Source organism: Nocardioides sp., assembly GCF_041600255.1.
GTDB lineage: Bacteria > Actinomycetota > Actinomycetes > Propionibacteriales > Nocardioidaceae > Nocardioides.
The window spans coordinates 1-24,720 of the sequence record NZ_JBFIKK010000038.1; the positions used below are offsets into that span (position 1 = coordinate 1).

Annotated in this window: 24 protein-coding genes; 15 read left to right on the forward strand and 9 right to left on the reverse strand. The window is 71.4% G+C overall.

Annotated elements, in window-relative coordinates; genetic code table 11:
• Window positions 1-162 precede the first annotated feature (162 nt).
• Both ABZE72_RS06705 and ABZE72_RS06710 read right to left on the reverse strand, forming a co-directional pair.
• Window positions 163-1,110: a sulfotransferase gene (locus ABZE72_RS06705; RefSeq protein ID WP_372728234.1), complete on the reverse strand. Its 948-nt coding sequence runs from the start codon at window positions 1,108-1,110 to the stop codon at window positions 163-165.
• Window positions 1,107-2,555, reverse strand: a complete 1,449-nt coding sequence (locus tag ABZE72_RS06710; RefSeq protein WP_372728235.1) for an SDR family NAD(P)-dependent oxidoreductase — start codon at window positions 2,553-2,555, stop codon at window positions 1,107-1,109. Before ABZE72_RS06710 ends, ABZE72_RS06705 begins: the two co-directional genes overlap by 4 nt.
• A 118-nt stretch (window positions 2,556-2,673) precedes the next feature.
• Here ABZE72_RS06710 and ABZE72_RS06715 point away from each other — a divergent pair, with 118 nt between their 5' ends.
• The 10 genes from ABZE72_RS06715 (at window position 2,674) to ABZE72_RS06760 (ending at window position 14,019) form a co-directional block, all read left to right on the forward strand.
• Window positions 2,674-3,774 carry a hypothetical protein gene (locus ABZE72_RS06715; RefSeq protein WP_372728236.1) on the forward strand — a complete coding sequence of 367 codons (1,101 nt, stop codon included), beginning with the start codon at window positions 2,674-2,676 and terminating at the stop codon, window positions 3,772-3,774.
• Between the two features lie 153 nt (window positions 3,775-3,927).
• Window positions 3,928-4,869 (forward strand): Rossmann-like and DUF2520 domain-containing protein, encoded by a 942-nt coding sequence (locus ABZE72_RS06720; protein WP_372728237.1) that lies wholly within the window; start codon window positions 3,928-3,930, stop codon window positions 4,867-4,869.
• A complete protein-coding gene (gene panC, locus ABZE72_RS06725) occupies window positions 4,866-5,819 on the forward strand; it encodes a pantoate--beta-alanine ligase (protein WP_372728238.1) in 954 nt (317 codons plus the stop codon). The genes ABZE72_RS06720 and panC overlap by 4 nt, the downstream gene beginning before the upstream one ends.
• Window positions 5,819-6,253 (forward strand): aspartate 1-decarboxylase, encoded by a 435-nt coding sequence (gene panD / locus ABZE72_RS06730; protein ID WP_372728239.1) that lies wholly within the window; start codon window positions 5,819-5,821, stop codon window positions 6,251-6,253. The genes panC and panD overlap by 1 nt, the downstream gene beginning before the upstream one ends.
• A gap of 10 nt (window positions 6,254-6,263) precedes the next feature.
• Entirely contained in the window at window positions 6,264-7,952 is a 1,689-nt protein-coding gene (locus ABZE72_RS06735; protein ID WP_372728240.1) for an L-aspartate oxidase, read from the forward strand.
• On the forward strand, window positions 7,949-8,884 hold the full coding sequence (gene nadC, locus ABZE72_RS06740) for a carboxylating nicotinate-nucleotide diphosphorylase (RefSeq protein WP_372728241.1): 936 nt from the start codon (window positions 7,949-7,951) through the stop codon (window positions 8,882-8,884). The genes ABZE72_RS06735 and nadC overlap by 4 nt, the downstream gene beginning before the upstream one ends.
• Before the next feature lie 4 nt (window positions 8,885-8,888).
• Entirely contained in the window at window positions 8,889-9,662 is a 774-nt protein-coding gene (locus ABZE72_RS06745; RefSeq protein ID WP_372728242.1) for a type III pantothenate kinase, read from the forward strand.
• A gap of 162 nt (window positions 9,663-9,824) precedes the next feature.
• Window positions 9,825-10,154 (forward strand): Lsr2 family protein, encoded by a 330-nt coding sequence (locus tag ABZE72_RS06750; RefSeq protein WP_372728243.1) that lies wholly within the window; start codon window positions 9,825-9,827, stop codon window positions 10,152-10,154.
• A 224-nt stretch (window positions 10,155-10,378) separates the two neighbouring features.
• Entirely contained in the window at window positions 10,379-12,946 is a 2,568-nt protein-coding gene (locus ABZE72_RS06755; RefSeq protein WP_372728244.1) for an ATP-dependent Clp protease ATP-binding subunit, read from the forward strand.
• An 11-nt stretch (window positions 12,947-12,957) separates the two neighbouring features.
• Window positions 12,958-14,019: a glycosyltransferase family 2 protein gene (locus ABZE72_RS06760; RefSeq protein ID WP_372728245.1), complete on the forward strand. Its 1,062-nt coding sequence runs from the start codon at window positions 12,958-12,960 to the stop codon at window positions 14,017-14,019.
• Here ABZE72_RS06760 and ABZE72_RS06765 read toward each other — a convergent pair.
• Window positions 13,985-14,851: an A/G-specific adenine glycosylase gene (locus ABZE72_RS06765; protein ID WP_372728246.1), complete on the reverse strand. Its 867-nt coding sequence runs from the start codon at window positions 14,849-14,851 to the stop codon at window positions 13,985-13,987. The two genes, ABZE72_RS06760 and ABZE72_RS06765, sit on opposite strands and share 35 nt — an antisense overlap.
• A 95-nt stretch (window positions 14,852-14,946) precedes the next feature.
• Here ABZE72_RS06765 and ABZE72_RS06770 point away from each other — a divergent pair, with 95 nt between their 5' ends.
• Complete coding sequence (locus ABZE72_RS06770; protein ID WP_372728247.1) at window positions 14,947-15,723, forward strand: hypothetical protein; 777 nt, start codon at window positions 14,947-14,949, stop codon at window positions 15,721-15,723.
• Between the two features lie 21 nt (window positions 15,724-15,744).
• Here ABZE72_RS06770 and disA read toward each other — a convergent pair whose 3' ends face one another.
• A complete protein-coding gene (gene disA, locus ABZE72_RS06775) occupies window positions 15,745-16,821 on the reverse strand; it encodes a DNA integrity scanning diadenylate cyclase DisA (RefSeq protein WP_372728248.1) in 1,077 nt (358 codons plus the stop codon).
• A 55-nt stretch (window positions 16,822-16,876) separates the two neighbouring features.
• Window positions 16,877-18,289, reverse strand: coding sequence for a DNA repair protein RadA (radA, locus tag ABZE72_RS06780; protein WP_372728249.1), 1,413 nt, complete (start codon window positions 18,287-18,289; stop codon window positions 16,877-16,879).
• Window positions 18,290-18,427: 138 nt separating this feature from the next.
• Between radA and ABZE72_RS06785 the strand changes: the two genes are divergently transcribed.
• From ABZE72_RS06785 to ABZE72_RS06795, 3 genes are all read left to right on the forward strand, one after another.
• Window positions 18,428-19,438, forward strand: a complete 1,011-nt coding sequence (locus ABZE72_RS06785) for a LacI family DNA-binding transcriptional regulator (RefSeq protein WP_372728250.1) — start codon at window positions 18,428-18,430, stop codon at window positions 19,436-19,438.
• A gap of 69 nt (window positions 19,439-19,507) precedes the next feature.
• Window positions 19,508-19,813, forward strand: a complete 306-nt coding sequence (locus ABZE72_RS06790) for a hypothetical protein (RefSeq protein ID WP_372728251.1) — start codon at window positions 19,508-19,510, stop codon at window positions 19,811-19,813.
• Window positions 19,814-19,870: 57 nt separating this feature from the next.
• Entirely contained in the window at window positions 19,871-19,999 is a 129-nt protein-coding gene (locus tag ABZE72_RS06795) for a hypothetical protein (RefSeq protein WP_372728252.1), read from the forward strand.
• 39 nt (window positions 20,000-20,038) lie between these two features.
• Here the strand turns inward: ABZE72_RS06795 and ABZE72_RS06800 are convergent, their stop codons facing one another.
• Both ABZE72_RS06800 and ABZE72_RS06805 read right to left on the reverse strand, forming a co-directional pair.
• The gene (locus ABZE72_RS06800; protein ID WP_372728253.1) at window positions 20,039-20,419 is read right to left on the reverse strand and encodes a Rieske (2Fe-2S) protein; all 381 of its coding nucleotides are present in this window, start codon (window positions 20,417-20,419) and stop codon (window positions 20,039-20,041) included.
• 129 nt (window positions 20,420-20,548) lie between these two features.
• Window positions 20,549-21,721, reverse strand: coding sequence for an ROK family protein (locus ABZE72_RS06805; protein ID WP_372728254.1), 1,173 nt, complete (start codon window positions 21,719-21,721; stop codon window positions 20,549-20,551).
• 175 nt (window positions 21,722-21,896) lie between these two features.
• On the opposite strand from ABZE72_RS06805, the gene ABZE72_RS06810 reads away from it, so the two are divergent.
• Entirely contained in the window at window positions 21,897-23,957 is a 2,061-nt protein-coding gene (locus ABZE72_RS06810) for a glycoside hydrolase family 3 protein (protein WP_372728255.1), read from the forward strand.
• A 120-nt stretch (window positions 23,958-24,077) separates the two neighbouring features.
• Here the strand turns inward: ABZE72_RS06810 and ABZE72_RS06815 are convergent, their stop codons facing one another.
• Both ABZE72_RS06815 and ABZE72_RS06820 read right to left on the reverse strand, forming a co-directional pair.
• Window positions 24,078-24,245 (reverse strand): hypothetical protein, encoded by a 168-nt coding sequence (locus ABZE72_RS06815; protein WP_372728256.1) that lies wholly within the window; start codon window positions 24,243-24,245, stop codon window positions 24,078-24,080.
• Between the two features lie 118 nt (window positions 24,246-24,363).
• Window positions 24,364-24,720, reverse strand: a 357-nt coding sequence (locus ABZE72_RS06820; RefSeq protein ID WP_372728257.1) for an HNH endonuclease signature motif containing protein, incomplete at its 5' end; no start/stop codon positions are given.

Consider the following 24,720-nt stretch of genomic DNA (forward strand, 5'->3'; position numbering starts at 1 on the left):
AGAAGATGGCCGAGCGCGAGGCCCGGGCCGCGAGCACTCCGGCCGCGATCGCCGACCGTCCGGTCGGCGAGGTGGGCGCGCGCGACCTGCTCACGGTGGTCGGGAAGCGGCTCGCCTCCCGCGTCCGTCCCTCGCGCTAGGCGTCGCCAGACCTCCGGACCCTCAGGGCGTCTGCAGGCCGAGCTTGCCGTTGAGCTTGTCCGTGAGCTCCTCGACGCTGGTCTCGCCGTTCGCGACCCGGCTGGTCGCCCAACTGCTGACGTCCAGCCCGGAGAGCTCGGTCAGCTCGCGCAGGTCAGGGGCGTAGATCTCCACCAGGTGCGCGAGCTGCTCGACCGTCGCCCCGCGCCCGACGTGGTCGTTCGGGGTCTGGTTGCGGTGCAGAACCGGCGGGTGCTCGGCGAAGCGTTCGACGCCGAGGAAGTCGGTCACCCGGTCGAGGGTCTCCTCGTGGCGGGCGAAGACGTCGCGGAAGTCCAGGACCAGCCACTGCTCGCGCGGGAAGTGCAGCAGGCCGCGGCGCAGCTGCTGGCCGTAGAGACCCCGGGTGAACAGCGACTCCTTGCGCAGGGCGCTGGCCGGTCGGTCCTCCGGCACCGCCTCGGGGATGGTGGGCGCGGCGAAGCGGTCGATCGCGTCGTACAGGTCCGGGAACTCCTCGTTCCAGGCGCGCTCCATCGACCACTGCGAGAAGGCCCTCTCGATCGGGTCGCGCAGGCTGACGATCAGCCGCATGTCCGGGTTGTAGGCCCGCATCCGCTCCAGGGCCCGCGGCCAGAAGAAGTACGCCGGGGTGGCGTCGCCGGCCAGGCTGACCTGCGGGTCGTCGGTGGCCCGGGCGTAGTGCGCGTACTTCGGCGTGGTCCAGTTCAGCTTCTCGCGCATGAAGAAGCGGAGCTCCTTCTCCTGCCCGCCGGCCACCTCGGGGTGCTCCACGAGCATCCCGTAGAGGGTGCTGGTGGCGGCCTTCTGCACGCCGACGATGGAGAAGTTGATCCGCAGCCGACGGGCCTTGCTGCGCAGCTCGGCCTGCCGACGGGCACGCCGCTTCTTCACCAGCGGCACGTCCTCGCCGGCGGCGTCGTCGACCGACCCGGTGCTCTCGCTCATGCGCCGTTCCCGGCGTTACCGGCGCTCGCACCCTCGTCGAGCCCGGCCAGCGGGTCGTCCTTGCGGACGTCGTAGATGTGCCCGGTCTGCGGCGAGAGCAGGACGTCGATGGAGGTTCGCGCGACCACCTCGGACTCGAGCAGGCTGCCCGGAGGCTCCTGCCCGAACGCCTTGGTCCGCATCGGGGTGCCGGTCCGTTCGGGGTTGATGCAGTTGACCCGGACCCGGTCGCCGGCCCACTCGTCGGCCAGTGCCTGGGTCAGGTTGACCGTCGCCGCCTTGGCCGACGAGTACAGGCTGTAGCCGCTGCGGCCCCGGGTGTAGGAGCTCGAGGTGAACAGCAGCAGCGAGCCACCGGTCTCCTTCAGCAGCGGGAAGAACACCTGGGCGATGAAGACCGGCGCCAGGTAGTTGACCTCGGTGGCGTTGTAGATCGTCTCCTCGCTGGTGTCGATCAGCTCGCCGCGCGGCAGCACCCCGGCGGTGTTCACCACGAAGTCGACGCGGCCGGTCTTCTCCATCACCGTGCGGGCGGCGTCGGAGATGTCGCTGCGCCGCTCGACGTGGGTGTTCGTGCCGGACCGGCTGAACGTGAACACCTCGGCGCCGTGCTCGCGGGCGAGCTCGGCGATGTCGGCCCCGATGCCGTAGCTGCCGCCGAAGACCACCACGGTCTTCCCGGCCAGCGCCTCGCGGTACTCCTCCGGGGTGCCGGGGGTGGGCAGGTCGTTGCTGGTCAGCTGGAAGAGCTTGTCGGCGAGGTAGACGTCGATCGGCTCGGTGACCTTCATGTTCCGCTCGTCGCCGTGCACCACGACGATCGGCTCCTCGGGCGAGTAGCGCAGCACGACGGTGCAGTCGTCGGTGGCCACGAAGTCGGGGTCCTGGCCGGCCTTGACGTAGGCCGCCTTGATCACCGAGGAGCGGAACGCCTGCGGGGTCTGCCCGCGACGCAGGGCGGCGCGCGGCGGGATCTCGGCGATCGTGTTGTCCTCGCGGACCTCGATGATCGTGTCCGCGGACGGGATCGCGACGTCGACGGCCGGGTAGTGCTCGAGGGCGGCGAAGCACTCCTCGATGATCCGGGCCGACACCAGGGGACGCACGGCGTCGTGGAAGAGCACGTGGCACTCGTCCGGCCCGAGGGCGTCGAGCGCCTTCAGCGTGGTCTCGTTGCGGGTCTCCCCACCCTCGAGGATCGCGGTCACCTTGCCGTAGTCGCCGCCCTTGACGATGGCCGAGACCGCGTCCAGGTGCCCCGGCGCCATCATGATCATCACCTCGTCCACCATCGGGTGGTGGTGCAGCGCGATCAGGGAGTGCTCGAGCAGGGTCTTGCCGGCCACCTTGATCAGCTGCTTGGGGATGGCGAGGCCGATCCGGGCACCCACGCCGCCGGCCAGCAGGACGGCGACATTCCTCGTACGCAGGGGGTTGGAAGACATGGCGCGCATTGTCTCAGATGCGGCGACCGGGCTCCGCGGCGCACGCAGGGGTCGACCCGGGGGAATTGGGTAGGCTGACGCCCCGACCTGACCCCCGAGTGCAAGTGAGCCCACTGAGATGACCGTCCAGCCCTTGCTGCTGCCGCCCGGGGCCCGTCTGGTCCACATCGGCCCGCACAAGACCGGCAGTACGGCGATCCAGGTCGCCCTCCAGGAGGCGCGCACCGACCTGGCGGCGCACGGGGTCCACTACGCGACCGGTCGCCGGCACCGGCCGGACAAGGCCGGCTGGGCGCTGGGTCTCAAGGGGTCCCCGGCCGGATCGACCCGGCCGCCGCGGGAGCGCTGGGACGAGCTGGTCCAGCAGGTCGCCGAGGCCGGCGAGCAGCGGGTATGCATCAGCAACGAGGACTTCGGCAGGGCCACCAAGGCCCAGGCCGAGGAGATCGTCACCGCCTTCGAGCCCGAGCGGGTGCACGTGGTGGCCGTGGCGCGGCGACTGGACCGGTACCTGCCCTCGCAGTGGCAGGAGCGGGTCAAGGCCGGGGACCGCCGTAGCTTCGAGGACTGGCTGCGGGTGGTGATGGACCGCGACAACCCGGAGAAGAACTGGGACCGGCACAACGTCTGGTTCTCGCACGACGTCGCCAGGCTGGTGAACCGCTGGGTCAAGGTGGTCGGCCCCGAGCGGTTCACCCTGATCGTCAGCGACGAGTCCGACCGCGTCCTGCTGCCGCACACCTTCGAGGACCTGCTGGGCCTGCCGCAGGACACCCTCAAGTCGCACCCGACCCGCTCCAACCGCGGTCTCAGCTGGGCCGAGACCGAGCTGGTCCGCTGCGTCAATGAGTCCGTCGCCGAGCACGGCTGGAGCCGTCCCGAGCGGCGCCGCTTCGTCAAGCAGGGCGTGCTCAAGGACATGGCCTCCCGTCCGGCCCCGGCCGGACCGAAGAGCCCACCGTTCCCGGCGTGGGCCCTGGACCAGTTGCGGGAGCTGAGCGAGCGCCGGGTCGAGCAGATCCAGACCTCCGGGGTCCGGATCGTCGGCGACCCCGAGTCGATGCGCCTGCCCGACGACGTACCGGTCGCGGCCGGCCCGGCCGATGCGCCCGGCGTCAGCGGTGACGTGGCTGCCGCCGCGGTGGCAGCGGTGATCCGGGTCGCGTTGGCACAGGGCGACGAGAGCGGCGACAGCGCGGGCGACGAGGACGGCGACTGAACCCGCTGCTCGCAGCGTCGCGTACGTCACGTCACATCCGGTTCCCCCGCTGTGGTCGGGTCGCGTAGCCTCGATGGCGCAATCGATTAGTCCGGTACCCACACCGGCCCTCACCTGAGGGTGGTCGGAGGGACTGGAACGAAAGGTTCGACCATGAAGATCAGCCCTGTGCGCATCGGCGTCGTGGGGGCGGGCCGCGTCGGCGCCGTCCTCGCTGCAGCCCTTCGCGCGGCCGGCCACGAGGTCGTCGCCGCCGCGGGCGAGTCCGACGCCTCCAAGCGCCGGCTCGCTGCTCTGCTCCCCGGAGTCGCCCACGAGAAGCCGTCCGCCGTGGCGCGCTCCTGCGACCTGCTCCTGCTCACCGTCCCCGACGACATGCTGCCCAACGTCGTCGCGATGCTCAGCGCCAGCGGCGCCCTGCACCCCGGCCAGTACGTCGTGCACACCTCGGGGCGCCACGGCCTCGGCGTGCTCGACGACGCCGCCGCCGTGGGCGCCCGCCCGATCGCCCTGCACCCGGCGATGACCTTCACCGGCACCGAGGTCGACCTGTCCCGGCTCTCCGGCTGCGTCTTCGGGCTGACCGCCGGCCCGGCCGAGCGGGCCGTCGCCGAGCAGCTCGTCGCCGACCTCGGCGGACGCCCGATGTGGGTGCCCGAGGAGATGCGCACGCTCTACCACGCCGGTCTGGCGCACGGCGCCAACCACCTGGTCACCCTGGTGACGGAGGCGATGGAGATCCTGACCGCCGCCGGAGCGGTGGACCCCGCCGCCACGCTGCGCCCGCTGCTGACCGCGGCCCTCGACAACGCCCTCGACCAGGGCGACGCCGCGCTGACCGGCCCGATCGTGCGCGGCGACGTGAACACGGTCCGCGCCCACCTCGCCGACATCACGGCCAACGCCCCGCAGACGCTGGCGTCGTACGTCGCCATGGCGCGGGCGACGCTGGACCGTGCGCTGACCGACGGCCGCATCCTGCCGATCCGGGCCGGACACATCAGTGCCCTGCTCGACTCCGCCCGACTCGACGACGCCCGACTCGACGGCGCCCAGCTCGACGACGCCCGGGCCGACGGGGCGCCGCTGTCGTGACCACCGTGCCCCTCCTCGCCCGGACGCGCGAGGAGCTCTCCTCAGCCCTGTCCGAGGCCCGGTCGCAGGGCAGGACCGTCGCGTTCGTGCCGACCATGGGCGCGCTGCACGAGGGCCACGCCAGCCTGGTCCGGATCGCCCGGGAGCGTGCCACCGATGGCGTCGTCGTGGTCTCGGTCTTCGTCAACCCCCTGCAGTTCGGCGAGGGCGAAGACCTCGACCGCTACCCGCGCACCCTGCCCGAGGACCTCGAGCTCTGCGCCCGCGAGGGCGTCGACGTGGTCTTCGCCCCGGGTGTCGAGGACGTCTACCCCGGTGGCGAGCCCGAGGTGACCGTGGCCCCCGGCGAGCTCGCCACCGTGCTCGAGGGCCGGACCCGGCCCGGTCACTTCGCCGGTGTGCTCACGGTGGTGGCCAAGCTCTTCGGCCTGGTCCGCCCCGACGTCGCCGTCTTCGGCCAGAAGGACTACCAGCAGCTCGCCCTGATCCGGCGGATGGCGCTCGACCTGAACATGGCCGTCGAGATCGTCGGCGCCGAGACCTGTCGTGAGGACGACGGCCTGGCGATGTCGAGCCGCAACCGGTACCTCGACGAGGAGCAGCGCCGGGAGGCCGCCTCGCTCAACCTGACCCTGCGTGCCGCCCAGGAGGGCGCGACGTACGGCGTGGACGTGGCGCTCGACGCCGCGCGAGCGATCCAGCGCGGGACCAACGGTGTCGACCTGGACTACCTGGAGATCACCGACCCCGACCTGAAGCCGCTGCCCGACCCGGTGCCGGAGGGCACCGAAGGCCGGATCCTGATCGCGGCCTGGCTCGGCCAGACCCGTCTGATCGACAACCTGCCCATCGTGTTCGGCACGCCTCCCGAGGCCCGGACGCCCGCCCCACCCGACCGAGAAGCCGACCCCCAGAACCCGACCACCCCCGACCGGGACGGAGACAGCTGATGCTGCGCACCATGATGAAGAGCAAGATCCACCGGGCCACCGTGACCCAGGCGGATCTCCACTACGTCGGGTCGGTGACCGTCGACGAGGACCTCCTCGACGCCGCCGACCTGCTGGCCGGCGAGCTGGTCCACATCGTCGACGTGACCAACGGCGCCCGGATCGAGACCTACACGATCGCCGGCGAGCGCGGCTCCGGGGTGCTCGGGATCAACGGCGCCGCGGCGCGCCTGGTGCACCCGGGCGACGTGGTCATCCTGATCGGCTACGGCCAGATGGAGACCGCCGAGGCGAAGGAGCTCAAGCCGCACGTGGTCTTCGTGGACGCCGACAACAAGATCATGGCGACCGGCTTCGACCCGGCCGAGACGTTCGGCGACGAGAACCTCGTCCGCGGGGACGCCACGAGGTCCGCCCTCGGCGGCGGACGCTAGCCTGCGGAGCATGGCGGACAGCGCGGTTGATGCCCCGGTACGACGGGTGCCCGGCCGCCTGACCGCGCCCGCACCCGGGTGGACCACCACGGCCGACGTGGTCGTGATCGGCTCCGGGATCGCGGGTCTGACCGCGGCCCTGCGGCTTCGCGGCCAGGTCGACACGATCCTGGTCGTCACCAAGGACGTGCTCGCGGCCGGCTCGACCCAGTGGGCGCAGGGCGGGATCGCCGCCGCCCTCGGCCCCGGGGACACCCCCGAGGAGCACGAGCTCGACACGTTGGTCGCCGGCGCCGGTGCCTGTGACCTCGACGCGGTCCGGGCCCTGGTCACCGAAGGGCCGGAGGCGGTCCGCGAGCTGATCGCCCTCGGCACCAGGTTCGACCACAGCCCCGAGGGTGTGCTCTCGCTGACCCGCGAGGGCGGCCACCACCGCGACCGGATCGCGCACGCCGGCGGCGACGCCACCGGTGCGGAGATCCAGCGGGCCCTGATCGCCGCGATCGAGCAGGCGCCCGAGATCGAGGTCGTCCAGCACGCGCTGGCCGTCGACCTGCTGCTCGACGGCCCGCTGGCCGAGGGCGGCGGGATCGCCGGCGTCACCCTGCACGTGATGGGCGAGGGCCAACGCGACGGCGTCGGTGCCGTGCACTGCCGGGCGGTGGTCCTCGCCAGCGGCGGGCTGGGCCAGGTCTTCTCGCAGACCACGAACCCCGCCGTCGCCACCGGCGACGGCATGGCGCTGGCGCTGCGGGCCGGCGCCACCCTGCGCGACCTGGAGTTCGTGCAGTTCCACCCGACCGTGATGTACCTCGGCCCGGACTCCCGCGGCCAGCAGCCGCTGATCTCCGAGGCCGTCCGGGGCGAGGGCGCCTTCCTCGTCGACTTCGACGGCAACCGGATCATGCAGGGCGTCCACGAGCTGGCGGACCTGGCGCCGCGCGACGTCGTCGCCAAGGCGATCACCCGCCGGATGCACGAGACCGACCGGCCGCACATGTGGCTGGATGCCCGGCACCTGGGCGCCGAGTTCTGGGAGCGTCGCTTCCCGACCATCCTGGCGACGGCCCGCTCGCACGGCGTCGACCCGGTCACGGACCTGATCCCGGTCTCGCCCGCCTGCCACTACGCCTCCGGCGGGGTCCGCACCGACCTGTGGGGGCGCTGCGACGTACCGGGCCTCTACGCCACCGGCGAGGTCGCCTGCTCGGGCGTGCACGGGGCCAACCGGTTGGCCTCCAACTCGCTGCTCGAGGGACTGGTCTTCTCGCGCCGGATCGCGCAGGTCCTGCCCGGCGAGCTGCGGGCCTGGTCGACACCGGCCGTCGACGGTCGCACCGAGGGGCTCGTCTGCGACTCCGTACGCCGTGAGCTGCAGGAGGTGATGACCTCCCACGTGGGCGTGCTGCGCAACGCCGACGGTCTGGCCGATGCCGGGGCGCTGCTCGACAAGCTCGCCGGGGTGCGCACCGACGACGTCAACCAGGAGTCCTGGGAGACCACCAACCTGCTGACGATCTCGGCCGCTCTGACCGACGCCGCCGCCCTGCGCCAGGAGACCCGCGGCTCCCACTGGCGCGACGACTTCGCCGAGCGCGACGACGAGCGCTGGTCCGGTCACTTCGACGTGGTCATGCACGACGGCGCGACGACGCTCGAGTTCGCGCCCACGGCCCCCACCGACGCAGGAGCACGATGATCACCCGGACGCCGTACGACGCCCTGCCCGACGACCTGCTCGCCGAGCTGTCCGACGCCGGCCTCGACCCTCGCGCGGTGTACGACGCGATCGTGGCTGCGCTGGAGGAGGACCTGCCCGACGGGGGCGACGACGTCACCAGTGCCGCCACCATCTCCGCGCAGGCGCGGGGCACCGCCGACTTCGCGTCCCGGGAGACCGGTGTCGTGGCCGGGCTCGGGGTGGCCGCGATGGTGTTCCACCACGTGATGGGCGAGGACCTGCAGATCTCCGACCGGCTCCCCGACGGCAGTCGGGTCGAGGCCGGCGACGTGGTGCTCCGGGTCGCGGGCCCCACCCGTGGACTGCTCACCGCCGAGCGGACCGCGCTGAACTTCGCCTCGCACCTGTCCGGGATCGCCACCGCGACCGCGGGCTGGGTCGAGGCCCTGGCAGGCACCCGCGCCCGGGTGCTGGACACCCGCAAGACGTTGCCGACGTACCGGGCGCTGCAGAAGTACGCGGTGCGCTGCGGGGGCGGGGTGAACCACCGCTTCAGCCTCTGCGACATGGCCATGGTGAAGGACAACCACGTGGTGGCCGCCGGCGGTGTCGTCCCGGCCTACCGGGCGGTCCGGGCGGCCCACCCCGACCTCCCGGTGGAGGTGGAGGTCACCGACCTCGACCAGCTCCGGGCGCTGCTCGAGGCCGGCTGCGACCGGATCCTGCTCGACAACATGGACACCGCGACCATGGCCGAGGCGGTGCGGATCACCGACGGCCGGGCGAGCCTGGAGGCCTCCGGCGGGCTCACCTTCGAGCGCGCCCGCGAGGTCGCCGAGACCGGCGTCGACTTCCTCTCGGTGGGGGCGCTGACCCACTCGGTGAAGGTCTTCGACATCGGCATGGACCTCCAGGACGACCTCCAGGACGACCTGCGGGACGGGGTGTGACCTGATGGCCCTGCTCGCCGTCGACATCGGCAACAGCCACACCGTCCTGGGGATCCTCGAGGACTCCGAGGTGCGGGCGCACTGGCGGATCGCCACCGACGCCCGGCGCACCTCCGACGAGTGGCTGGTCGTGCTGCGGGGCCTGCTCGGCGCGGACATCGACTGCGTGAGCGGGGTGGCGGTCTGCTCCACGGTCCCGTCGGTGCTGCACGAATGGCGGCAGATGATGGACCGGCACTTCGCCGAGGTACCGCACGTGGTGGTCGAGCCCGGAGTCAGGACCGGTATTCCGGTGCTGATGGACAATCCTCGCGAGGTCGGCGCCGACCGGATCGTCAATGCGCTCGCCGCCGCCTCGGAATTCGGCGGACCTGCCATCGTGGTCGATTTCGGGGGAACCGCCACGACCTTCGACGTCGTCAGTGCCGCCGGCCAGTACGTCGGGGGAGCGATCACCCCGGGCATCGAGATCTCGCTGGAGGCGCTGGGCCGCCGTGGCGCCCAGCTGCGCACCGTGGAATTGATGCGGCCACGCTCGGTGATTGCCAAGAACACCGTCGAGGCGCTCCAGTCCGGAATGCTTTTCGGCGTGGCCAGCCAGGTCGAGGGAGTCGTCACGCGGATGATCGCCGAGCTCGGCGCCGACGCGGGCGAGGTCCGGGTGATCGCCACCGGCTACCTGGCCGACCTCGTCCTGGGGGAGTGTCGGGTCATCACCGACCATTCGCCCTGGCTCACGCTGCGCGGACTCGAGCTCGTTTTCCGCCGCAACTCCTGAGCGACCGCTCCACATTCGTGACGCGACCAGGTTTGGCGCCGTCGAGGCGCGGGTAATTGCGCCTCGCAATCCTCAAGAATTCCTCAAGGCCCGCGGGGCTGCAATTGTCCGTGTGCCATGATCTTGATTGCCCCGATATTCCACATGAATGAGGTAGCGCTAATGGCACAGAAGGTACACATCGTCCTGGTCGACGATCTCGACGGGTCCGAGGCCACCGAGACGGTGTCTTTCGGTCTCGACGGAACGTCGTACGAAATCGACCTGAACGACAAGAATGCCGCGAAATTGCGCGACGCATTGTCCGGATATGTCGGGCACGCCCGCAAGGTGGCCTCGGCCAGGTCCAAGGCGCGACGCAGCTCGAGCGCCTCCGCCGGCGGTGCCTCCGCGAAGGAGATCCGGGACTGGGCGCGCTCCAACGGCTTCGACGTCCCGGAACGGGGTCGCGTCTCCGCCGAGGTGCGGGCCGCCTTCGAGGCCGCCAACTGACCTGCGGCACCGCGTCCGCGTGGTGCCCCCGACCCCTCGTCCGTCCCTGCTCACGCAGGCGTGGACGGGGGGTCGAGTCGCGTCCGGGCCGGTGCTGTTCGCTGTCAGCGGATACTCGTGGGGTCTGCTGAGGGAACGCGTAGGCTGTCGGTGGGGTTAGTCCATACGTACCCTCCCGCCGGCCAGGTGGGGGAGGGACCCCCGAAGTCTCAGGAGCGATGCGCATGTTCGAGCGGTTCACAGACCGAGCCCGACGAGTTGTCGTGCTGGCCCAGGAAGAGGCCCGCATGCTCTCCCACAACTACATCGGCACCGAGCACATCCTGCTCGGGCTGATCCACGAGGGCGAGGGTGTCGCGGCGAAGGCGCTCGAGAGCCTCGACATCTCCCTCGAAGCCGTCCGCGCCCAGGTCGAGGAGATCATCGGCCAGGGCCAGCAGGCGCCCAGCGGGCACATCCCGTTCACCCCGCGCGCCAAGAAGGTGCTCGAGCTCTCCCTGCGCGAGGCGCTGCAGCTCGGTCACTCCTACATCGGCACCGAGCACATCCTGCTCGGCCTGATCCGCGAGGGCGAGGGCGTCGCCGCCCAGGTGCTGCAGAAGCTGGGCGCCGACCTCAACCGGGTCCGCCAGCAGGTCATCCAGCTGCTCTCCGGCTTCCAGGGCAAGGAGTCCTCGACCACCGCCGCGGCCCAGTCCGGCTCGGGCGACGCGCCGTCGTCCTCGCTGGTGCTCGACCAGTTCGGTCGCAACCTCACCCAGGACGCCCGTGAGGGCAAGCTCGACCCGGTGATCGGCCGTGAGCAGGAGATCGAGCGGGTCATGCAGATCCTCTCGCGTCGTACGAAGAACAACCCGGTCCTGATCGGGGAGCCCGGCGTTGGCAAGACGACGATCGTCGAGGGCCTGGCCCAGGACATCGTCAAGGGCAACGTGCCCGAGACGCTCAAGGACAAGCAGATCTACACCCTCGACCTCGGTGCGCTCGTGGCCGGCTCGCGCTACCGCGGTGACTTCGAGGAGCGCCTGAAGAAGGTGCTCAAGGAGATCCGCACCCGCGGCGACATCGTGCTGTTCATCGACGAGATCCACACGCTCGTCGGGGCCGGCGCCGCCGAGGGCGCGATCGACGCCGCCAGCATCCTCAAGCCGATGCTGGCCCGCGGCGACCTCCAGACCATCGGAGCGACCACCCTCGACGAGTACCGCAAGTACCTGGAGAAGGACGCCGCCCTCGAGCGCCGCTTCCAGCCGATCCAGGTCAACGAGCCGTCCATCGCGCACACCATCGAGATGCTCAAGGGGCTGCGCGACCGCTACGAGGCCCACCACCGCGTCACGATCACCGACGAGGCCCTGGTCTCGGCCGCGACGCTCGCGGACCGCTACATCTCCGACCGCTTCCTGCCGGACAAGGCGATCGACCTGATCGACGAGGCCGGCTCGCGGCTGCGGATCCGCCGGATGACGGCCCCCGCGGACCTGCGCGAGTACGACGACAAGATCGGCGACGTGCGCCAGCGCAAGGAGGCCGCGATCGACGGTCAGGACTTCGAGGCGGCGGCCCGCCTGCGCGACGAGGAGAAGCAGCTCATCGCCAAGAAGGCCGAGCGCGAGAAGCAGTGGCGCGCCGGCGACATGGACGAGGTCGCCGAGGTCGACGAGGAGCTGATCGCCGAGGTGCTGGCGGTCGCCACCGGCATCCCGATCGTGAAGCTCTCCGAGGAGGAGTCGACCCGGCTGCTCACGATGGAGGACGAGCTGCACAAGCGCGTCATCGGTCAGGAAGAGGCCGTCAAGGCCCTCTCCCGCGCCATCCGTCGTACCCGGGCCGGGATGAAGGACCCCAAGCGCCCCGGTGGCTCGTTCATCTTCGCCGGCCCGTCCGGTGTCGGTAAGACCTGGCTCTCCAAGACGCTGGCCGAGTTCCTCTTCGGTGACGAGGACGCGCTCATCCAGCTCGACATGAGCGAGTTCGGCGAGAAGCACACCGTCTCGCGGCTCTTCGGGTCGCCTCCCGGCTACGTCGGGTACGAGGAGGGCGGCCAGCTCACCGAGAAGGTGCGCCGTAAGCCGTTCTCCGTGGTCCTCTTCGACGAGGTCGAGAAGGCCCACCCGGACATCTTCAACAGCCTGCTGCAGATCCTCGAGGAAGGTCGCCTGACCGACTCGCAGGGCCGAGTGGTCGACTTCAAGAACACCGTCATCATCATGACCACCAACCTCGGCACCCGCGACATCTCCAAGGGCGTCAACCTCGGCTTCCAGCAGGGCGGCGACGAGGGCTCCTACGAGCGGATGAAGGGCAAGGTGTCGGAGGAGCTCAAGCAGCACTTCCGCCCCGAGTTCCTCAACCGTGTCGACGAGATCATCGTGTTCCCGCCGCTGTCGCAGGAGCAGATCATGTCGATGGTGGACAACATGATCGCCGGGGTGGAGCTGCGCCTCAAGGACCGCGACATGTCCCTGGAGCTCACCCACGCCGCCAAGTCGCTGCTCTCGACCCGCGGCTTCGACCCGGTGCTGGGCGCGCGGCCGCTGCGGCGCACGATCCAGCGCGAGATCGAGGACACGCTCGCCGAGAAGATGCTCTTCGGTGAGCTGGGTGCCGGTCAGATCGTGCTGATCGACGTCGAGGGCGAGGGTCCGAACGCGACGTTCACGTTCAAGGGTCAGAAGATGGCCGAGCTGCCGGACCTGCCGCCGCTGGAGACGGCCAGCGTCGAGGCAGCGAGCGGCGAGGGTGACGAGCCGGGCCCGGTTGACGTCGAGAAGTCGACCGAGACCGACTGACCCACACCGGGATGATCTTCACCGCGAGCACGGTCAAGGACACGCTGCCCAACATCCGCCGGTTCGTCGCGGGCAACCTCGCGGGCGGTGTCGACCACCTGTTCGTCTTCCTGGACGCCCCGGACCGCGAGGTCCGGGGCTTCCTGGACGAACACCCCCACGTCACCTGCATCCGCACCGACAAGGCGTGGTGGGGCGAGGACCGTCCGGAGAACCTGAACGCCCGCCAGCGGATCAACGCCAACCTCGCCAAGGCGGTGCTGAGCACGCTCGAGGGCGACCACTGGGTCTTCCACATCGACGCCGACGAGATCGTCCAGCTCGACCGTGCTCTGCTCGACGCCGCCCCGGCCGAGACGCGCGCCGTACGGCTCGCCCCGCTGGAGGCGGTCAGCCAGAAGCATTGGGACTCCGAGCCGACGTTCTTCAAGCGGCTGCTGCCCTCGGAGGACCTCGTCTTGCTGCACACCCTCGGCGTGATCGACAAGCCCAGCAACGGGGCGCACTTCCACGGGCACGTCGACGGCAAGTCGGGTGTCCGCCCCGACCTCGACGTCTGGCTCACCCTGCACGAGGCGGTCGACTCCGCCGAGCAGGCGATCGAGCCGCTGCGGAACAAGAAGAAGCTGCGCCTGCTGCACTACGAGTCCTTCTCGGGTGAGGACTTCGTGCGCAAGTGGACCTCGATCCTGGCCGCCGGCCCGACCGTCAACCTGCGCCCGGTGCGCGAGCCGACCGCGATCGCGGTCCGGGCCCTGATCGCCAAGGGGCTCACCGAGGAGGAGGCCGCGCCGTACCTGATGAAGATCTTCGAGCGGACCACCGAGGACGACCTGCAGACGCTCAGCGACCTCGGCCTGGTCGAGGAGATCGACCCGTCGGCGGGCACCCACGTGCCGCAGCAGCTCTCCGACGCCGACCGGGACCGGATCGACCGCGTGGTCGAAGGACTGCGCGGCCAGCCCAAGCGGGTGTTCCACCATGGTCACCCGGCGGCCGAGGCCCGCAAGGCGCTGGCAGCCGCCACCGGCGAGCCGGTCAGGGCAGCGCGAGGGTTCCTGCGTCGGTCCTGACCAGCAGCCCGTCCGCCACCAGGCTGGCCAGGCAGCGGGCGCGCTGGACCTCGTCGTGCCAGGCGGACACCAACGCCTGCTCGGTGACCGACCCCTCGGCGTCCCGGAGCATCGCGAGCAGTCGGCCGCGGCACTGCCGGTCGGTGCCGGCCCAGGCCTGCACCTTCCGCGGTGGTCCGTCGTACGCCGGGTGGCCGGCGGCGCGCCAGGCACACAGGTCGGCGACCGGGCAGGCCTCGCAGCGGGGTCGGGCAGCCACGCAGACCAGTGCGCCGAGCTCCATCACCGCGACCGACCAGGTGGCCGCGGTCGGCACGTCGAGGGGCAGCAGCTCGGTGGCGAGCTCGCGCTCGGCCTTGGTGACCGCCGTGCTGGGGAACTCCACCCCCGAGACGGCTCGGGCGAGCACCCGGCGGACGTTGGTGTCCAGCACGACGTGGCGCTGGCCGTGGGCGAAGGTGGCGATGGCGGCCGCGGTGTAGTCGCCGATGCCGGGCAGTGCCACCAGGTCGTCGTACGACGCGGGCACCTGGCCGTCGTGCTCGGCCACGATCGCGGTGGCGGCGGCGTGCAGCCGCAGCGCCCGTCGCGGGTAGCCGAGCCGGCCCCACGCTCGGACCGCCTCGCCGGAGGGCTCGGCCGCCAGGTCCGCGGGACGGGGCCAGCGCTCCAGCCACTGTGCGTGCACCGGCAGCACCCGGGACACCGGGGTCTGCTGCAGCATGAACTCCGAGACCATCACCGACCAGGCGGACGCGCCCGGCTCACGCCACGGCAGCTCGCGCGCGTGGGCGTCGTACCACTCGAGGATCGGGGTGTGCAGGTCGCTCATCGGGACCATTCTCCGGGCCACGACGGGCAGGCCGATCGGCACCCCGGCGGTGTGGCAACGTGATCGGGGACGGTCGGCTGGTTAGCGTGGCCGCCATGACTTCCCTGACTCGCGGACGCCTTCCTGCCCGCGTGTACTGGGTCCGGCGCATCCTCGTGCTCGGGGTGGCGCTGCTGCTCGTGGTGGGTGTCGCCAAACTCCTCGGCGCGGGCAGTGACGCCTCGTCCAAGCCCGACCAGGCAGCTCAGGTCTCGGCCGAGCAGTCGTCGGCGCCGGCGAACCCCCAGAGGGGCACGAAGGCCCAGAAGAACAAGAAGGCCAAGAAGAAGGCCGGCAAGAAGAAGCGCAAACCGGAGCCGGTGCTGGCCACCCCGTCCGGCACGTGCCGCGGCGAGGACATCGCGGTCACCCCGGAGGTGCCCGAGTCCGTCGCCGGTCGTGACGTCCGGGTGGTGCTGCAGTTGCGCACGCTGACCTCGCCCGCCTGCTACTGGCAGGTCTCGCCCTACTCGCTGCAGGTGAACATCACTTCGGGCAAGGACGAGATCTGGTCCTCACGGCACTGCAAGCGGGCCGTGCCGCGCGCGCGGGTCGTCGTCCGCAGCGCGCAGGCCACGTCCGTGGAGCTGATCTGGAACGCCAAGCGGTCCGACCAGGAGTGCTCCAAGCTGACCGACTGGGCGATGCCCGGGTACTACCACGTGAACGCCGCGGCCCTGGCCGGCGAGCCCGGCGACGTCCAGTTCGAGCTGGAGCAGCCCTCGGGCCCGGTGATCACCCGCTCGCCGGAGCCGAAGAAGAACGACAAGGCCAAGGACAGGAACAGGAAGAAGAACCGCAACGGCGGTCGCCCGGTCACGCAGCAACGCTGACCACTCGCCAGCAGGCGCACCTCAGACGTAGCGCTCGAGGATCGTCGACTCCGCCAGGCGGGAGAGCCCCTCGCGCACGCTGCGGGCGCGGAGCTCGCCGACTCCCTCGACGGCCTGCAGGTCGTCGATCCCGGCCGAGAGCAGCTTCTGCAGGGTGCCGAAGTGCTCGACGAGCCGGTCGACGACGGCGGTGGGCAGCCGCGGCACCTTGGCGAGAAGTCGGTAGCCGCGCGGCGCGACGGCGCCGTCCAGGTGCTCGCCGGTGCCCAGGCCCAGGGCGCGAGCCGCGGCGGCGGGGTCGACCAGCTCGATGGCGGAGAGCGACTCCAACCGGTCGAGCAGGGCCTCGGGGGTCTTGGCTCGCTTCCCGGCGGGCAGGTAGTCGCGGATGACCAGCTCGCGCTCGGCATCCACACCCGTGATCAGCTCCTCGAGCTGGAGCGAGAGCAGGCGGCCGTCGGTGCCCAGCTCGAGGACGTAGTCCTCGATCTCGCGGGCGATCCGGGTCACCATCTCCAGGCGCTGGGCCACGACGGCGACGTCACGGACGGTGACGAGGTCCTCGATCTCGAGAGCGGAGAGGGTGCTGGCGACCTCGTCGAGGCGCATCTTGTACCGCTCCAGGGTGGCCAGGGCCTGGTTGGCGCGGGAGAGGATCTGGCCGACGTCCTCGAGGACGTGCCGGGTCTCGCCGACGTACGCGGCGATGATCTGCATCGACTGGGAGACCGAGATGACCGGGAAGCCGGTCTGCTTGGCGACCCGGTCGGCCGTCCGGTGCCGGGTGCCGGTCTCGTCGGAGGGGATGGTGTGGTCGGGCATCAGGTGGACCGCGGCCCGGTGGATCCGGGTGACGTCCTTGTCGATGATGATGCCGCCGTCCATCTTGGCGAGCTCGCGCAGCCCGGTGGCGGTGAACGGCACGTCGAGGGTGAATCCGCCGGTGGAGATCGACTCCACGGTCTTGTCGTAGCCGAGCACGATCAGCGCGCCGGTCCGGCCGCGGAGGATGCGCTCGAGGCCGTCGCGCAGCGGGGTGCCCGGGGCGATCGAGGCGAGGGTCGCGCGCAGGCGCAGCGTGTCTTCCGAGCGTTCCATGCCCACCACTGCCGTGCTCCTCCAAGGTTGCCTGCGCCAGCCGTCGGCTGCGCGGTCAGTCTAGGGGACGCACACCCCGACGATCCTGGTTCGTGAGCTGCAGGATCCGCAGCGCCGAGGCGATGTCCGGGACGGCGATCACCTCCATGCCGTCGATGGTGCGGGGGGTGACCGGGGTGAGCGGCCCCGGACCGCTCGCCTCCTGGGGAACGACGGCGACGCTGAAGCCCAGCCGCGCGGCCTCGGCGATCCGCTGGGGCAGGTCGCGGACGCGACGCAGCTCGCCGGCCAGGCCGATCTCGCCCATGGCGACCGCGCCGCGCGGAGCCGGTCGATCACTGGTGGCCGAGGCGATCGCCACTGCGACGGCCAGGTCGGAGGCGGGCTCGGACAGGCGGGCGCCGCCGACGGTGGAGGTGAAGACGTCGTGGGAGTGCAGCCGGATCCCGCAGTGCTGCTGGAGGACCGCGAGCACCATCGCGACGCGAGAGCCGTCCAGCCCCGACGTCGTACGACGGGGCCGCTCGGCCGCGGAGGGGGTGACCAGCGCCTGGACCTCGGCCAGCAACGGTCGGCGGCCCTCCATGGTCACGGCCACGCAGGTGCCCGGCACCTGGACGTGGTGGTTCTCCACGAAGAGGCCGGTGGGGTCGGTGACGGCGGTGATGCCCTCGCCGGAGAGGTCGAAGCAGCCGACCTCGTCGATCGGGCCGAAGCGGTTCTTCATCGCCCGGACCATCCGGAAGCGGGAGTTCCGGTCGCCCTCGAAGTGCAGCACCACGTCGACGACGTGCTCGAGGACGCGCGGGCCGGCGATGCTGCCGTCCTTGGTGACGTGGCCGACCAGGATCGTGGTGATGTTGCGGGTCTTCGCCACCCGGATCAGCGCCGCGGCCACCTCCTTGACCTGGGTGACCCCGCCGGGGACGCCGTCGACCCCGGAGGCGCCGATGGTCTGGATGGAGTCGACGACCAGCAGCGTCGGACGGACCTGCTCGATGTGGGTGAGCACGGCGCCGAGGTCGGTCTCGGCGGCCAGGTAGAGCTCGTCGTGCACGCCGCCGGTGCGGTCCGCCCGCAGCCGCACCTGGGATGCCGACTCCTCGCCGGTGACGTAGAGGGTGCGATGGCGGGTGCGCGCGGTCTGGGCGGCGACCTCGAGCAGCAGCGTGCTCTTGCCGACCCCGGGCTCGCCCGCCAGCAGGATCGCGGCGCCGGGCACCAGGCCCCCGCCGAGCACCCGGTCGAGCTCGGGGACGCCGCTGGTGCGGAAGGAGGAGTCCTCCACCGAGACCTGACCGATCGGGACGGCGGCCCGGGTCACCGGCCCGGCGCTGGAGCGGCCCGACGGCGCGGCCGCCTCGGCGACCGACCCCCAGGCCTGGCACTCGCCGCAGCGGCCGACCCACTTGCCGGTCTCCCAACCACACTCGGTGCAGCGGAACGCGGGGCGGGGGCTCTTCGACATGGACCAGACGTTAGGCGACGCCACCGACAGGTGCTCGCGCGCCGGGCCGAGCCGTCGTTATGCTGGGTTTGGAACGATCCAGACCAGCACGACTTCGACCGACCCGGGGGACGCAGCATGTCGAGGATTCCGGCGCGTGTGCCGACCGCACCTCCCACGTTGGCCGACGTGGCCGAGCTGGCCGGCGTCTCCCGGCAGACGGTCTCGAACGCGGTCAACAACCCCGACCTGCTCCGGGCCGACACCCTGAGCCGGGTGCAGGAGGCGATCGACGCGCTGGGCTACTCGCCCAACCGGGCCGCCCGCAACCTGCGCACCCGGGCCTCGCACCTGATCGGGCTGCGGATCAACCCGGCCCAGGAGGGCACGGCGAACGCCCTGATGGACCGGTTCGTGCACTCGCTGGTGGAGAGCTCCCGCGAGGCCGGCTACCACGTGCTGCTCTTCACCGGTGACCACGAGGACCCGCTCGCGGGGTACGACGACCTGCTCCGCTCGACCGCCGTCGACGCGTTCGTCATCACCGACACCTACCTCGGCAACCCGCAGGCGGCCTGGCTGGAGCAGCGCCGGGCGCCGTTCGTGGCCTTCGGCCGGCCGTGGGAGAGCCCGGACTCCCCGCACCCGTGGGTCGACGTCGACGGAGCGACGGGCTCGGAGCTCGCCACCGACCACCTGCTCGACAAGGGCCACCAGCGGGTGGCGTGGATCGGCTGGCGCAAGGACTCCCGGATCGGTGAGGACCGACGCTCCGGCTGGAGCCGTGCGTTGAAGGCGCGCGGGTTGTCCACGACCGGGCTGGCGTCGCGGGTCGAGGACACCGTGGCCAGCGGGCGCGAGGCGAGCGCCGTACTCCTCGACGAGGCGCAGCCCTCGGCGTTCGTCTGCGCCTCCGACACCCTGGCGATGGGGGTGCTGCACACGCTCGCCGACCGTGGGCTGCGGCCGGGCCAGGACATCTCCGTGGTCGGCTTCGACGACTCCCAGGTCGCCCAGGTGGTCCCCCCCGGGCTGACCTCGGTGCGGTTGCCGCTGGAGGAAGTGGCGATCCAGGTGGTCAAGGCCCTCGAGGGGCTGCTCGGTCACCCGCCGACCGTCGGGCCCGGCGTGCTGCTGACGCCGTCGCTGGCCGTGCGCGGCACCAGCTGACCCGACGGCCGGGCCGTCCGCGCGCGCAGCGGTAGGCTCCACTCCTTGCCGAGACCCCGAGGTGGCCCCATGACAGCGAGTCGTACTGCTCGTGAGAAGAGGGCGGCTGCCCAGGCCGGCCCGCTGGCGAAGCTCCGGATCGACCTGGACGACGACGAGCAGTTCGTCTACAAGATCAGCTGCACCGAGTGCCGGGCCAAGGGCCACCTGAAGTGGTCGGCCTACCGCCCCGGCGAGGACAACGGATTCATGGCCGCGATGGACCGGTGGATCTTCCACCTGGTCGAGAAGCACCCCGACTCCGACGCCCCGTGCCTGGCGTTTCGGGCCGAGGCGGAGCAGCGGCTGCACGAGCGGCGCGAGCAGCAAGCCTGAGAAGGGCGTACTGTCCGAGGACGGAGCCGTCCAGGCTCCCCATCCGAGGGATCCCCCATGAGCGACAAGTCGCCGCGGCAGAGCATGTCCAAGAAGCCCGCTAAGTCCATCAAGGAGAAGCGCGCCGAGAAGCGCGACAAGGGGTCCGAGGAGACCTTCTCCGACAAGGCGGCCAAGCGGAAGTGACTCCCGGGGGGCCCGTCCCGCCCGGTCGGAACGGGCCGCTCAGATCCTGACGTAGACGTCGTCGCCCTCGACCTCGACGTCGTACGTCGTCAGCCCACTGGGCTTGCGGCCGAGCGCGATCAGCTTGCGTGACCAGCGGGGCATGTCGCGCCCGGCGAACCCGGGCGCCCAGTCGAGGTTCTCGCCGGTGGCCAGGTCGAAGCGGGAGTTGTGCCAGGGGCAGACGAGGGTGCCGTCGTCGTACCTCAGCCCGCCCGGTCCCCTGGTCAGCGAGAGGCCGAGGTGCGGGCAGCGGTTGCGGGCTGCGCACAGGGACGCGCCGGCCTGCCCGACGACGATCGCGGTGCCGTCCGCGTCCACGGTGTGCAGCTCTCCGTCGGCGAGGTCCGCCACGCTTCCGACTCTGACTCGACCCGGCATGGCTTTTCTCCTCGTCGGTGGGGCTGGGCTTCCGTTCTACCAGTGGTCGGCCCTCTCGCGGGGGGAACGACGGTCGCCTACCGGTCGGGCAGGCAGGCGGCCAGGCGCTGTGCGTGGTCGATCACGTCGTCACCCCCGCCGGGCCGAGACGCGCGCGATGGCCAGCGCGACGCTGCCGATGATCTCGGCGCGGTCGCCGAGCTCTCCGGACTCCACCGAGACCGCTGCGGCGGTGTCGGGTTGGGCGTAGCGATCGATCGAGTCGCGGAGGCCGGCCACCAGGGAGGCCGAGGTGCCCAGCGGTCCACCGACCACGACGGCCTGCGGGTTGAGGCTGTTGCAGAGGTCGGCCAGTGCTCTCCCGGTGGTGCGGCCGGCGTCGGTGAGCACCCGTCGTACTCCGGCGTCCCCGGTCTCGTCGAGGGCGCGGATCCGCTCGGTCGACAGCTCGTCGTCGTACGCCGGCTGCAGCAGTGCGATCAGGCGGGGTGCGGCGACGAGGGTCTCGAGGCATCCCCGGTTGCCGCACCGGCAGACCTCGCCGTCCTCGCCGACCTGGACGTGGCCGATCTCGCCGGCGATGCCGGTGCTGCCGCGGTGCAGTCGGCCGCCGAGGACGATGCCGGCGCCCAGGCCGCTGGCGAGCTTGACGTGGACGAAGTCGTCGATGCCGCGGGCGGCCCCGTGGCTCAGCTCGGCGAGGGCGCCCAGGTTGGCGTCGTTGTCGACGAAGACCGGTACGCCGAGCCGGCGCTCGAGCTCCTCACCGGGGGACAGGTTCCGCCAGCCGCGCAGGATGCCGGTGTTGACCCGGGCAGAGCGACGGTCCAGGGGCGCGGGCACGCACATGCCGACGGCCTGGAGGTCGGCGCGGGCGACCTCGGCGGTGCGCAGGGCGGCGAGCACCATGCTGGCGGCCTGGTCCAGTGCCTGGGCGCCGTGGGCGTCGACGTCCACGAGGGTCACGTTCTCGACGAGGATCGTTCCGGCCCGATCGGCGACGGCCACCCGGATGTGCTCGTGCCCGATGTCCACGCCGGCGACCCCGCCCCGGGGGACGCTGAGGGTGAGCAGCACCGGTGGTCGGCCGCTGCCACCCTTGTGCGGTGTGCCGCGCCCCTCGGTCTCGGCGATCTGGCCGGTGCCGATGAGGGTGGAGACCAGGTTGGACACGGTGGCCCGGGAGAGCCCGGTCCCGCGCGCCAGGTCGGCGCGGCTCATCGGCCCCGCGGTGGCCAGCAGGGTGAGGAGGGCGCGGCTGTTGCCGGCGCGCAGGCGCTCCAGGGCGCCGGGGACAGTCATCGCGCGACCTTAGCGAGATTCGATCGGAAAACGAACAAAAGAGGGCGTGCAGGGCGCTCTTTGTGCATTGACCCCACGAAAATGGTGCTCCTAGGTTGGCGGGCAGCACCGACCGTGCTCCCGCGCCGACCGGTGTCCCCGGCGGCCCGGGCTTCTTGATTCGGCAAGGAGTCCCATGTCCCCGCTCGTCCCTCCCCGTCCTCCCGCCCTGCAGTCCGGCCCGCGCTCCGGCCGGCGCCGGTGGGCCGTCTCAGGAGCGGCCGTCGCCACCGTGCTGGCCGGCTCGCTGCTGCCGGCCCAGACCTCGGTGGCCCAGACCTCGGCTGCCCAGACCTCGGCGGCGCCCTCGTCGCCTGCGTCGGCGGTCACCGGCACGCCGGCCTACCGTGACGCCTCGTTGCCGACCGCTCGCCGCGTGGCGGACCTGCTCGAGCGAATGACGCTGGAGGAGAAGGTCGGCCAGATGACTCAGGCCGAGCGGCTCGACATCGACGCCGACCCGTCCCTGCTCACTGAGTGGGGGCTGGGCAGTGTCCTGTCGGGCGGTGGCTCGACCCCGGAGCAGAACACGCCCCAGGCGTGGGCGGACATGGTCGACGAGTACCAGCGGGCCGCGCTCGACACCCGGCTCGGCATCCCGCTGATCTACGGGGTCGACTCCGTGCACGGCCACGGCAACCTGATGGGCGCCACCGTCTTCCCGCACAACATCGGCCTGGGCGCGACCCGCGACCCCCGGCTGCTCAAGAGGATCGGTCACATCACCGCGATCGAGACCCGTGCCTCGGGTCCACAGTGGACCTTCGCGCCATGCGTCTGCGTGGCGCGCGACGACCGTTGGGGGCGGACCTACGAGAGCTTCGGCGAGGACCCGGAGCTGGTGAAGAGCATGGCGACCGTGATCGACGGGCTGCAGGGTCGTCCCGGGCAGCTCGACAACGCCGACCGGGTGCTGGCCACCGCGAAGCACTTCGCGGGCGACGGCCTCACGTCGTACGACGAGAGCAAGGTGGGCACCGGCGAGTACCCGATCGACCAGGGGATCGCCGAGGTGTCGCGGCGGGAGTTCCGGAAGCTGGCACTCTCGCCCTTTCCGACCGCGATCGACCAGCACCGGGTCGGCTCGGTGATGCCGTCGTTCTCCAGCGTCGACTGGACCGAGGACGGCCTGGGCAACCCGGTGAAGCTGCACGCCAGCCGGGAGCTGGTCACCGGCGTGCTGAAGAAGCGGATGGGTTTCGAGGGGTTCGTGGTCTCCGACTGGCGAGCCATCCACCAGATCCCCGGCGACTACGCCGCGCAAGTGGAGGCGTCGGTGAACGCCGGGGTGGACATGTTCATGGAGCCGTACTCCGGTGACACGGTCGGTTGGCGCGAGTTCATCACCACACTCACCGGGCTGGTCGAGTCCGGGGACGTGCGGATGGCCCGGATCGACGACGCGGTGTCGCGGATCCTGATGGCGAAGTTCGAGCTCGGCCTGTTCGAGCACCCCTTCACCGACCGCCGACACATCGATGCGATCGGTGGTCGCGCCCACCGCGCGGTGGCGCGTCAGGCGGTGGCCAAGTCGCAGGTGCTGCTGAAGAACGAGGACCGCACCCTGCCGCTGAAGCGCAACACCCGGGAGGTGTACGTCGCCGGCAGCAACGCCGACAGCATCGGGAGCCAGGCCGGCGGCTGGACGATCACCTGGCAGGGCAACTCCACCCACGAGATCCCCGGCGACTCCATCCTCGAGGGGATCGAGAAGGCCGCGAAGCGGAACGTCACCTTCAGCGAGGACGCCTCCGCGCCGATCCCGGCTCGCGCGCACGGGGTCGTGGTCGTGGGGGAGACGCCCTACACCGAGGGGTTCGGCGACGTGGGTGGGCCGCTGTGGGCCTGGGACCCGGGCGAGACCGGTCCGCGTCCCGAGCAGGCGATGAAGCTCTCGACCGCGGACCGGCGCGCCGTACGCACGGTCTGCGCGCAGGCCGCGACCTGCACGGTGCTGGTGGTCTCGGGGCGTCCGATGATCCTGCCGCCGAAGCTGCTGAAGCAGATGGATGCGCTGGTCGCCTCGTGGCTGCCGGGGAGTGAAGGCCGCGGGGTCGCGGACGTGCTGTTCGGTCGCGAGCGGTTCACCGGGAAGCTGCCGGTCTCGTGGCCGCGCCGGATGGCCCAGGAGCCGATCAACGTCGGTGATGCCGGTTACCGCCCGCTCTACCGCTACGGGTTCGGGCTCAGTCGCTGACTCAGTCGTTGAGCTGATCAGGGAGTCGAACGGCCGGTCCTCGGAGTGACGAGGACCGGCCTCGGCTCTTCCGGACCTCGTCCGCCGCGTCTCGCGGGCCGCGCCGGACAGGGCGAGGAGTCAGTGGTCTCGGCGGCGGGCGAACACCAGGGCCGTGGCGGCGGTGAGCGAGATGAGCACGGCGAGCTCCGGCCAGCCGGTCCCGAACCCGGTGAGGGCGACCAGCAGGAGGCCCACCGCTGACGCGGCGACCAGGGCAGGTGCCGCGTGCAGCAGGCGTCGGGTCATGGCGTGATGCTCGCAGGCGCGCCGCCAGGCTTCACGTCGGGGTGGGACTGGGCTTGTCCCGTCGGTGGACATGCCACTGCCCCCCCGGCCGATGCAGCTCGGGCGGGGTGTGGGGCGGTCAGGGTCGTCGGTCCGGCGAGAGGTCGGGTCGACGGTCCGGGGGTGGTCGCCGATCTCGGCTGACGTCGCCCGTGACGTCGGTGGTGCCGGTGGGGTCGCGGAGGTAGGTGTAGCCGTGCGGGCTGTTCCACAGGAACGAGCCGGGATCGAGTCGGGTGTAGCGCCAGCCGCCGTGGGTCTTGAGCCGGTGGTGACGCCTGCACAACGGGGCGATGTTGTCGGAGGCGGTGCTTCCACCGGCGTCGTAGGGCTGGATGTGGTCGCTGTCGCAGCCCCGGGCCGACCGGGTGCACCACGGAAACACGCAGGTCGGGTTGAGCAGCACCGACTGCTCGCGGATCCGGTCGGGGACTTC